Annotated in this window: 7 protein-coding genes and 1 tRNA gene; 1 reads left to right on the top strand and 7 read right to left on the bottom strand. The window is 68.9% G+C overall.

Annotated elements, in window-relative coordinates:
• Positions 1-191: 191 nt before the first annotated feature.
• The 7 genes from pknB to ACFWX1_RS33280 all read right to left on the bottom strand — a co-directional run bounded on the left by pknB (position 192) and on the right by ACFWX1_RS33280 (position 9,601).
• Positions 192-2,159, bottom strand: coding sequence for a Stk1 family PASTA domain-containing Ser/Thr kinase (pknB, locus tag ACFWX1_RS33310; protein ID WP_378393732.1), 1,968 nt, complete (start codon positions 2,157-2,159; stop codon positions 192-194).
• Positions 2,156-3,475: a serine/threonine-protein kinase gene (locus tag ACFWX1_RS33305; protein WP_378393731.1), complete on the bottom strand. Its 1,320-nt coding sequence runs from the start codon at positions 3,473-3,475 to the stop codon at positions 2,156-2,158. The genes pknB and ACFWX1_RS33305 overlap by 4 nt, the downstream gene beginning before the upstream one ends.
• A gap of 3 nt (positions 3,476-3,478) precedes the next feature.
• Positions 3,479-4,948, bottom strand: coding sequence for a peptidoglycan D,D-transpeptidase FtsI family protein (locus ACFWX1_RS33300; protein WP_378393730.1), 1,470 nt, complete (start codon positions 4,946-4,948; stop codon positions 3,479-3,481).
• Positions 4,945-6,420, bottom strand: coding sequence for an FtsW/RodA/SpoVE family cell cycle protein (locus ACFWX1_RS33295; protein ID WP_378393729.1), 1,476 nt, complete (start codon positions 6,418-6,420; stop codon positions 4,945-4,947). The genes ACFWX1_RS33300 and ACFWX1_RS33295 overlap by 4 nt, the downstream gene beginning before the upstream one ends.
• Complete coding sequence (locus ACFWX1_RS33290) at positions 6,420-7,811, bottom strand: PP2C family protein-serine/threonine phosphatase (protein WP_378393728.1); 1,392 nt, start codon at positions 7,809-7,811, stop codon at positions 6,420-6,422. The genes ACFWX1_RS33295 and ACFWX1_RS33290 overlap by 1 nt, the downstream gene beginning before the upstream one ends.
• Positions 7,808-8,272, bottom strand: coding sequence for an FHA domain-containing protein (locus ACFWX1_RS33285; RefSeq protein ID WP_378393727.1), 465 nt, complete (start codon positions 8,270-8,272; stop codon positions 7,808-7,810). Before ACFWX1_RS33285 ends, ACFWX1_RS33290 begins: the two co-directional genes overlap by 4 nt.
• Positions 8,273-8,374: 102 nt before the next feature.
• Positions 8,375-9,601 (bottom strand): DUF3662 and FHA domain-containing protein, encoded by a 1,227-nt coding sequence (locus ACFWX1_RS33280; protein WP_378393726.1) that lies wholly within the window; start codon positions 9,599-9,601, stop codon positions 8,375-8,377.
• 126 nt (positions 9,602-9,727) lie between these two features.
• Between ACFWX1_RS33280 and ACFWX1_RS33275 the strand changes: the two genes are divergently transcribed.
• A tRNA-Leu gene (locus tag ACFWX1_RS33275) sits at positions 9,728-9,810 on the top strand.
• Positions 9,811-9,944: the final 134 nt, after the last annotated feature.

The following is a 9,944-nucleotide window of genomic DNA, read 5'->3' as shown; positions in this document are numbered from 1 at the left end:
TATCGCGGTGGTGGTTGCTTTCACAACCTCGGCCGGGGTGCCGGGCCCCCGGGTTGGGGGGGGGGTTGGGGGGGGGGGGGGGGCGCGCCCCCCCCCCACCACGGTGGGCTACCTGCTACGCCGCCGCGCCTGAAAGTACGAAACAGGCCCGCACGGAGAACCGTGCGGGCCTGTCTCAGGACTTCATGCCGTCAGGGCCTGCCTGGCGGGAACAGGCCTGAGGTCGACGAACTCGACGACGTCGGGTTGCCGTTGCTGTCGGCGACGAAGATCGTGACCGTCGCGGTCTTGCCGATCTGCGTCCCGCTCTGCGGGTTGGTCTTCACGATCGTGCCGGGGTCGCCCTTGCCCGAGCGGTCCGTCTGCTTGTTGAACTGGCCCTTCCAGCCCTTGGCCTGCAGCAACTGCTGTGCCGACTCGGGAGTCTGACCGGTCAGGTCGGGCAGGGTGATCTGCTGCTGCGAACCGTCCGACACCACCAGCGTGATGGTGGTACCCGGCGGTAGCGAACCGCTCGCACTCTGGCTGATGACCTCGCCCTCGGGCTTGTCCGAAGCCTGGTCCACCCGCTTGACCGTGAACCCCGCGGCCTTGAGCGCGGCGGCGGCCGAGGAGTACTGCTGACCGGTGTAGTCCTGGGCGTTCTTGTTGCCCTGCGCCTTGCCGACCACGATGTCCACAGTGGAGTTCAGCTCCACCGAGGATCCCGCTGCCGGATTCTGGGACTGGACCATCCCGGCCTGGCTCGGGTCGCTGACCTCCACCTCGGTGGTGTTGCCGATCCGCAGCTTGCTGTTGGTGAGCTCCTTCACCGCGTCGGTGAGGGACTTGCCCTTGAGGTCGGGGACGCTGGTCTGGCCGGGCTTCGCCCCCACGGACAGCGTCACCTGCTGGTCGACCGGGATGCTCTGTCCCTCACCAGGCTCGATCTTGACGACCTTGCCGATGTCGTCGGCGGTACAGGTCGGACCGCCGTCGGTGGGCTGGGCGCCACCGCAGACGACCTGCTTGTCCGGGCCGATGTTGGTGAAGCCCTGTGAGCGCAGTTTGGCCTTGGCCACCTCAACCTGCTGGTGCAGCACCTGCGGGATGGGCTTGGCCTCCGACTTGTAGTTGAACGCGCCGAGCAGCGCCATGATGCCGAGCACCGCGGCGAGCACGAACACCCCCGCGCCGATCGCCAGCCAGATCCGGCGTCGTCGTTTCGCCTTCGGGTCTTCCTCCGGTTCGGCGTAGTCGTCGTACGCCTGCGTCCGGCGGTCGGTGTCCATGACCTGGGTGCGCTCGTCCTCGGACATGACCATCGGCGCCGACGGCCGCTGCCCGGACAGCGTGCGCACCAGGTCCGAACGCATCTCGGCGGCGGACTGGTAGCGGTTGGCCGGGCCCTTCGCCAGTGCCTTGAGCACGACGGCGTCCAGTTCCGGCGACACCGCGGGGTTCACCGTCGACGGCGCGCTCGGGTCCTCCCGGACGTGCTGGTAGGCCACGGCCACCGGGGAGTCCCCGGTGAACGGCGGTTCGCCGGTGACCAGTTCGTACAGCACACAGCCGGCGGCGTAGACGTCCGAACGGGCGTCGACCGACTCGCCGCGGGCCTGCTCCGGCGAGAGGTACTGTGCCGTGCCGATCACCGCGGCGGTCTGGGTCATCGCGGACTGGCCGTCGTGCATCGCGCGGGCGATGCCGAAGTCCATCACCTTGACCGCGCCGTTCTTGGTGATCATGACGTTCGCCGGCTTGACGTCGCGGTGCACGATGCCGTGCCGGTGCGAGAAGTCCAGCGCGGCGCAGACGTCGGCCATGACCTCCATCGCGCGCTTCTGCGACAGCGGGCCCTCGGTCTTGACGATGTCCCGCAGCGTCCGGCCCTCGACGTACTCCATCACGATGTACGGCAGCGGGCCGAACTCGGTGTTCGCCTCGCCGGTGTCGTAGACCGCGACGATCGCCGGGTGGTTCAGGGCGGCGGCGTTCTGCGCCTCCCGGCGGAAACGCTCCAGGAACTGCGGGTCACGGGCCAGGTCGGCACGCAGGATCTTGATCGCGACTTCCCGGCCGAGCCGCACGTCGTGGCCGTGATGGACCTCGGACATGCCTCCGTAGCCGAGCGTGTCGCCCAGCTCGTACCGGTTGGAGAGCAGTCTGGGTGTGCTCATCTCTGAATGCCGTTCCATTCCGTCCAAGATGTGGTCATGATGCCTTGCCGGCCGTCGTTTTCGCGCGACCCCGATGTCGTGCGGCCCGGCGCTCTGCCGTACGGGACCACGGGATACATGGTCGGCGCGAGCGACTGCGCGGGAGCGGGGGATTGCCCGCCCGGAACCGGTTCATTCGTCTCCACGTTCCGCGGCGGGGCTCCGTTGCCCGAACCGACCAGCTTCATGGCGACCAGCGCGCCTGCCGCGAGGACAGCGACGATGATCACCGCGAGCAGCACCCACCAGCCCCACTGGCTCCTGCGCCGGGGAGCCGGGGACACCGGGTGCATGGCCGGGCGAGACGGCGGACCGATCGCGACCATCGGGTTGGGTGGAGACAGGGGGGCCGGTGGCGCCAGCGACGGCTGCACCGGCGGCTGGTTCGCCGGGTACGACGCCTGGACCAGCCCGGACGGCGTCGGCAACGGGAGACCGGCGCGGACGGCGGCGACCGCGTTCGCGAACTCGCCACCCGCCGAATAGCGCTGGCGGGGGTCCTTGACGAGCGTCGCCTCGATCACCGCGCGGGCCCCCGGCGGGACGTCGGGTGGCAGCGGGGGCGGGATGTCGCGGATGTGCATCATCGCGACGGTCACCGCGTTTTCGGAGAGGAACGGCCGGTGCCCGGCGAGACATTCGTACCCGCACACGGCGAGCGAATAGACGTCGCTGGCGGGTTCGGCCACGTGCCCGAGCGCCTGCTCGGGGGCGATGTAGTGGGCGGTACCCATGACCATCCCGGACCGGGTCACCGGCGCCGCGTCGGCGGCCTTCGCGACGCCGAAGTCGGTGATCTTCACCTGCCCGGCCGGGGTCACCAGGATGTTGCCCGGCTTGACGTCGCGGTGCACCAGGCCCTGTTCGTGCGCGGCCTGCAGTGCGTTGCCCGCCTGCTCCAGGATGTCCAGGGTGAAATCGGCCGACAGCCGCCCGTGCTTGGCGAGCAGCCCTGCCAGTGGATCACCCTCGACCAGCTCCATGACCAGGTAGGCGATCGACAGCTCGTCCCCGGTGCCCTGCTCGCCCGCGATCGTCTCGCCGTAGTCGTGCACGGCGGCGATGCCGGGGTGGTTCAGCGAGGCCGTCATCCTGGCTTCGGTGCGGAAGCGGTGCAGGAACTCCGCGTCGCCCGAGAGCTCCGCCTTGAGCACCTTGACCGCGACCGTCCGGTCGAGCCTGGTGTCGCTGGCCTGCCAGACCTCGCCCATCCCGCCGACGGCGATCCGGTTCGTCAGCTTGTACCGCTCGGCCAGCAGCTGACCCGAGGACAGCATCCGCTATCCACCCCCGAGCTTGGCGTTGATCGCGGCGCGGCCGATCTCGGCGGCGACCGAGCCACCGGTCGCGGCCAGCCCGCGGTTACCGCCACTTTCGACGATGACCGCGACGGCGATCTGCGGGTCGTTGGCCGGCGCGAACGCGGTGTACCAGGCGTGCGGCGGGGTCTGCTTCGGGTTGACGCCGTGCTCGGCGGTCCCCGTCTTGGACGCGATCTGGATCTTCGGGTTCTTGCCGCCGCCCTTGGTGTTGGCCTCGGACGCGATCATCATGTCCTTGAGGATCCCGTTGTTCTCGCTGGACATCACCGGCGTTCCGGTGAGCTCCTTCGGGGTGTAGTCCTCGATCGTGGACAGATCCGGCGCCAGCACCGACTGCACCAGCTGCGGTGTCATCGCCATGCCACCGTTGGCGATGGTCGCCGACAGCATGGCGTCCTGCAGCGGCGTGAGGCGGACGTCGCGCTGGCCGATGCCGCTCTGGTAGAGCGCGCCCGGCGAGTCCAGTGGGCCCAGCGTGGAGGGCTGGACCTTCATCGGCACGGTCAGGTTGTTCTGCCCGATGCCGTAGTTCGCCGCGGTCTTGTTCAGCTTGTCCTTGCCCAGCTCACCGGCCATCTGCGCGAACGGCACGTTGCACGAGTACGCCAGCGCGTCCTTGAAGGTGTCGCCGGGGCAGACCTCGCCGCCGTAGTTCTCCAGCGTGACGTTCGTGCCGGGCAGCTTGGTGTTCGGCGAGGTGTCGATCTTGTCGGTCGGCTTCTTGCCCGCCTCGAGCGCCGCTGCGGCGGTGACCAGCTTGAATGTCGAACCCGGCGGGTAGTACTCCTGGATCGCCCGGTTCTGCATCGGGTTCTTGCCGTTCTTGTCGTTGTACGACTCCCATGCGGCGATCTGGTCCTTGCCGTTGTGCGTGGAGAGCTTGTTCGGGTCGTAGGACGGCGTCGAGACCATCGCCAGGATGCGGCCGGTCTTGGGCTCCAGCGCGACCACCGCGCCGGTGTAGCCGTGCTTCGTCATCCCGTCGTAGGCGGCCTTCTGCACCGCCGGGTCGATCGTCAGCCGCACGTTGCCGCCGCGCGGATCGCGGCCGGTGACCATGTCCGAGAGCCGCCGCACGAACAGCCGGGGATCCGAGCCGTTGAGGACGTCGTCCTCGGCGCGCTCCAGCCCGCCCGAACCGTAGTTGATCGAGTAGTAGCCGGTGACCGGCGCGTACATCGGCCCGTCGGTGTAGGTGCGGGTGAACTTGTACTTGTCGTTCGACTTCTCGACCTTCGCCAGCACCGTGCCGTTCGGGGACACGATCTGGCCGCGCTCCCTGGCGTACTCGTCGTAGAGCACCCGCTGGTTGCGCGGGTTGGTGCGGTAGTCGTCGGCCTTGACCACCTGGATGTAGGTCGCGTTCGCCAGCAGCAGCACCACCATCACCAGCATCGCGATGCCGACCTTGCGCATGGGGGTGTTCACTGGGCCCTCCCGTCCCCGGCGACCGGCGGGCGCTGCACCATCACGGTGTGCGCCTCGGCCAGCGGGGCCTGTGGTTGCTGCGGCTTCGGCCGCGCGGCCGGTTTGCGCGCCGCGTCGGAGATTCGGAGCAACAGGGCCACCAGGATGTAGTTCGCGAGCAGCGACGAGCCACCCTTGGACAGGAACGGAGCGGTGATACCGGTCTCCGGGATGAGCTTCGTGACGCCGCCGACGACGACGAAGATCTGCATGACGATGGTGAACGCGAGCCCGCAGCCCAGCAGCTTGCCGAAAGTGTCCCGCACCGCCAGCGCGTTGCGCATGCCACGCATCGCGATCAGCAGGTACAGCATCAGGACAGCGGCGAGCCCGATGAAGCCGAGTTCCTCGCCGATACCCGCGGTGATGAAGTCCGTGTTCGCCTCGGGCACGATGTCGGGCCGTCCCGCGCCGAGGCCGGTGCCGCCGATACCGCCGGTGCCGAGCCCGAACAGGCTCTGCACCATCTGGTAGCCCTTGTTGTCGATGTCGGCGAACGGATCGATCCAGTTCTCCACCCGGACCCGGACGTGCGAGAACAGGTTGTAGGCGATCACGCAGCCGACCGCGAAGAAACTGAGCCCGACGATCACCCAGATGGCCCGCTCGGTGGCCACGTAGATCATCACCAGGATGATGCCGAACAGCAGCAGCGCCGCGCCGAGTTCCTTCTCGAACGCGAACACGCCCATGCAGACGATCGCGGCGATCAGCAGCGGGCCGAGGTCGCGGGCGCGGGGCAGCTCGACACCCACGATCTTCTTGCCCGCCACCATGAACAGATCGCGTTTGGACACCAGGAACGACGCGAAGAAGATGATCAGCAGGATCTTCGCGAACTCACCCGGCTGGATCGAGAAGCCGGGGAGCCTGATCCACACCTTCGCGCCGTTGGCCTCGGAGATGCTCGCGGGCAGCAGCGCGGGCAGGATCAGCGCGACGATGCCGATCAGGCCCGCGGTGTAGCCGTAACGGGTCAGCGTGCGGTGGTCGTTGACCACGATCAGCACGGCCACGAACAGCACCAGCGAGATGACGGTGAACAGCAGCTGGCTGGGCACGGCGGGGCTGAACTTGTCGTCCGCCTCGGTCGCGTGGTCCTCGTACGCCAGGTCGAGCCGGTGGATCATCACCAGGCCGATGCCGTTGAGCAGCGCGACACACGGGAGGATCACCGGGTCGGCGTTCGGTGCCCAGCGGCGGACGGCCAGGTGCGCGGCGGTCAGGATGGCGAGATAGGCGAGACCGAGCCAGAGGATCGTGAGGGTGAGTTCCTGCTCCTGGTTCGCCTCGACGATCACCAGCGCGAGCGTGACGATCACCGCGGCGAACCCCAGCAACAGCAGCTCGGCGTTGCGGCGGCCGGGCAGCTCGCGGGGCGGATTGGTCTGGAACTGGGCGGACACCGAGTCGGCCAGCTGCTGCTGACTCATCAGTTACCGCCTCCCGTCGTCGGTGCCGTACTCGGCGTCGAGCAGTCCCTCCCCGCTGGCTGGTTCGCCGACGACGAGGCGGGAGTGGGCTCACCCGACGACGGAGGCGCCGAGCTCGGCGTGGGGGTCGGCTGCCCGGACTGACCCGGCGCGGCGGGCTTGCAGTCGTTCAGTCGCTTCTGCCGCTGCAGGAAGTCGTCGATGTACTTGCGGGCGTCGTCGAGGCTTTCCTTCTTGACGCCGTTCTTCACCGCGATCCGCGCGTCTTCCTGCAACTGCGGCACGCGCAGCTTCGCCGTGCACACCTGACCCGGCGGGCAGGAACCCTGCTCGTACGAGTGCAGCTGGATGCCGAGGATGCTGCCGGGGACGCCGCGGAAGATCACGACCTCCTCGTCCGCTCCCTCGCCGACATAGTACTGACTCAGCACGAAGTACCGGGTCGCGATCGCGGCGGCGGCCAGCACGATCAGCACCACCAGCGAGCCGATCAGCCAGCGAAACCGCTTCCGGCGCTTCGCCTTCGGATCCTCTTGCGGCTGCGGCAGCTCCGGTCTGGGCTGCGGCGGTGGCTGCGTCAGCGCCCTTGCCCGCGCGGCGGGCGAATCGCCCTGATGCCGTTCGTCGCTGCCGTCCCCGGCGGCGCCCCCGACGATCGGGGCGTCCTCACCGAAGTCGACGTCGACGACGTCCGCGATGATCACCGTGACGTTGTCCGTGCCGCCGCCCTTGAGCGCCAGCTCGATCATCCGGTCGGCGCATTCCTGCGGGTCGGCGATCTGCACCGCCTCGGCCAGCGTCTCGTCGCTGACCATCCCGGACAGCCCGTCCGAGCAGATCAGGTACCGATCGCCGGCGCGGGCCTCCCGCACGGTCAGGCTCGGCTCCACCTCGTGCCCGGTCAGCGCCTTGAGCAGCAGCGAACGCTGCGGGTGGACCGCGGCCTCCTCCGGGGTGATCCGGCCCTGTTCGAGCAGTTCGTTGACGAAGCTGTCGTCGCGGGTGATCTGGGTGAACTGCCCGCCCCGCAACAGGTACGCGCGCGAGTCGCCGACGTGCACCAGGCCGAGCCGGGTGCCGGCGAACAGCACCGCGGTCAGCGTCGTGCCCATCCCGTCGAGATCGGGGTCCTGCGAGACCAGCTCGGCGATCGCGCCGTTGCCGGTGGCCACCGCGTCGCGCAACTGGGCGAGCAGGTCGTCACCGGGTTCGTCGTCGTCGAGCGGGGCGAGCGAGGCGATGACGACCTTGCTGGCCACCTCACCGGCCGCGTGCCCGCCCATACCGTCGGCGAGCGCGAGAAGGCGGGGACCGGCGTAGACGGAGTCCTGGTTGCTCGAACGCACCAGGCCCCGGTCACTGCGGGCCGCGTAGCGGAGGACGAGAGTCATGGGCGAAGCTCGATCACCGTCTTGCCGATCCGGATGGGGACTCCGAGCGGGACCCGGAGGGGTGCAGTGACCTTAGCCCGGTCGAGATAGGTCCCGTTCGTCGAGCCCAGATCTTCCACGTACCAGTCCTCCCCGCGCTGCACGATCCGGGCATGCCGGGTCGAGGCGTAGTCGTCGTCGAGCACCAGCGTCGAGTCGTCGGCGCGGCCGATCAGGATCGGCCTGCCGTCGAGCGCGATCCTGGTCCCGGCCAGTGCCCCATGGGTCACCAGCAGTTGCTGCGGCGACTTGCTGCTGCGTGGCTTCTTCTTGTCCTTGGTGCGGCGGAAGCTCGGCACCTGTACCCGGAGCCCCGAAGCCGCGTACAGGTCCGAACGCACGATCCGCAGCGCGGCGAACACGAAAAGCCAGAGCAGCACGAGAAAGCCCACCCTGGTGAGTTGAACGACCAGCTCTGGCACTTGTTGTGTCCGCTCCCGACTCTGCACGCAGCCCACGACGCCGGTTCGCCGCAGTACGCCCGCAAGGGCAATTCTGCACCGAACCTACTCAGTGCCCGCCGCTCAGCCCTGGGTTCGGAACACGAGGGACGAATGACCGACGCGGATGACGTCGCCGTCGGCGAGCTGCCACGTCTGCACCGGCGTGCCGTTCACCGTGGTTCCGTTGGTCGACCCGATGTCCGCCAGCGTCGCGCTCTGCCCGTCCCAGGTGATCTCCAGGTGCCGGCGCGAGACCCCGGTGTCCGGCAGCCGGAAGTCCGCGTCCTGACCGCGGCCGACCACGTTCCCGCCCTGCTTGAGCGAGTACGTCCGGTTCGACCCGTCGTCCAGCTGCAGGCTCGCCGCCAGCTGCCGCGCGCCACCGCCGTAGCCGCCACCCTGCTGCGCGTACGGGTCGCCCGCGGGCTGGCCGTACCCCTGCTGCTGGCCGTACTGGTCGTAGCCACCCTGCTGGCCGCCGTACTGGTCGTACCCGGGCTGCTGCTGGCCATAGCCCTGGTCGTAGCCGGGCTGCTGGCCGTAACCCTGGTCATACCCGGGTTGCTGCTGGCCGCCGTACTGGTCGTACCCGGGCTGCTGCCCGCCATAGCCCTGGTCGTACCCGGGCTGCTGACCGCCGTACCCCTGGTCGTAGCCGGGCTGCTGCCCGTACCCCTGGTCGTACCCGGGCTGCGGCGGTTGCCCGTATCCCTGGCCCTGGTCGTAGCCGCCCTGCTGGCCATAGCCCTGGTCGTACCCGGGCTGTTGCTGGCCACCCTGCTGTCCGTAGCCGTACTGGCCGTGCTGCTGCTGGCCGTACGGGTCACCCTTGTCGTATTGGCCTTGGCCGTAGCCGGGGGGCTGGCTCATTGCTGGGTCTCCTGCGTTGCTGGGTAGTGCCGACCGTGACGAACCGGCGGCGTCAGGAGACCTGACGTCGGGATCGACGGACGAACGGGTCTTGAACTGTCCAGTATGCAGCGCCTCGTTGCGCTCGAGTGACACGACGACGTCACCATAGGTGTCCCAGCCGTGCTCGGCGAGATGTTCCGCCACAGCCCTCGCCAGGGCGCTGGTGACTCTTTGCTCGTCACCGGCCATGCGCTCGTGATCAGCCTGCCCCAGCGACACGATGTAGTGATTCGGGGCGAGCTGCCGACCGCCTGCCAGCTCACGAACGTTGTCCTCGCTTTCCCGCTCGAGCGCAACCGCCACTTCCTGAGTGACGACATTGCCACCGAACATGCGCGCGAAGGTATTACCCACCAGGTTCTCGAGGCGCCTGTCAAAGCGCTCTACGCGGCCCACCGGGGCAAACCTCCTCACGCCTGTTGCTTCCGCTCCGATCCTATCCGGGTAAGCCCGGCTGGACACGACCCCCGGTGAAACCCGTTCAAACCCCCTGTTAAGCTGTCCGAGCTGTCAAAGTGACTCGCGCGAGTGGCGGAATGGCAGACGCGCACGGTTCAGGTCCGTGTGTCCGAAAGGACGTGAGGGTTCAACTCCCTCCTCGCGCACGCTGTTCAAGGGGCCCGGCTGACGCCGGGCCCCTTTCCCGTTGTCCTGACCTCTCGCGGGGGGGGGGGCCCCCCCCCCCCCCCCCCGGGGGGCCCCCCCCCCCCCCCCCCCCCGTGGGGGGGGGGGCGCCGAG

This window comes from Amycolatopsis sp. NPDC059021 (genome assembly GCF_042739895.1).
Classification (GTDB): Bacteria; Actinomycetota; Actinomycetes; order Mycobacteriales; family Pseudonocardiaceae; genus Amycolatopsis.
Note: the sequence above shows the minus strand (reverse complement) of the source record. Positions and strands in the feature narration are given on the sequence as shown.

Excerpts from the sequence above, each read along its gene's own strand:
- pknB (WP_378393732.1), bottom strand. The coding sequence starts at position 2,159 with ATGAGCACACCCAGACTGCTCTCCAACCGGTACGAGCTGGGCGACACG.
- ACFWX1_RS33305 (WP_378393731.1), bottom strand. The coding sequence starts at position 3,475 with ATGCTGTCCTCGGGTCAGCTGCTGGCCGAGCGGTACAAGCTGACGAAC.
- ACFWX1_RS33295 (WP_378393729.1), bottom strand. The coding sequence starts at position 6,420 with ATGAGTCAGCAGCAGCTGGCCGACTCGGTGTCCGCCCAGTTCCAGACC.
- ACFWX1_RS33290 (WP_378393728.1), bottom strand. The coding sequence starts at position 7,811 with ATGACTCTCGTCCTCCGCTACGCGGCCCGCAGTGACCGGGGCCTGGTG.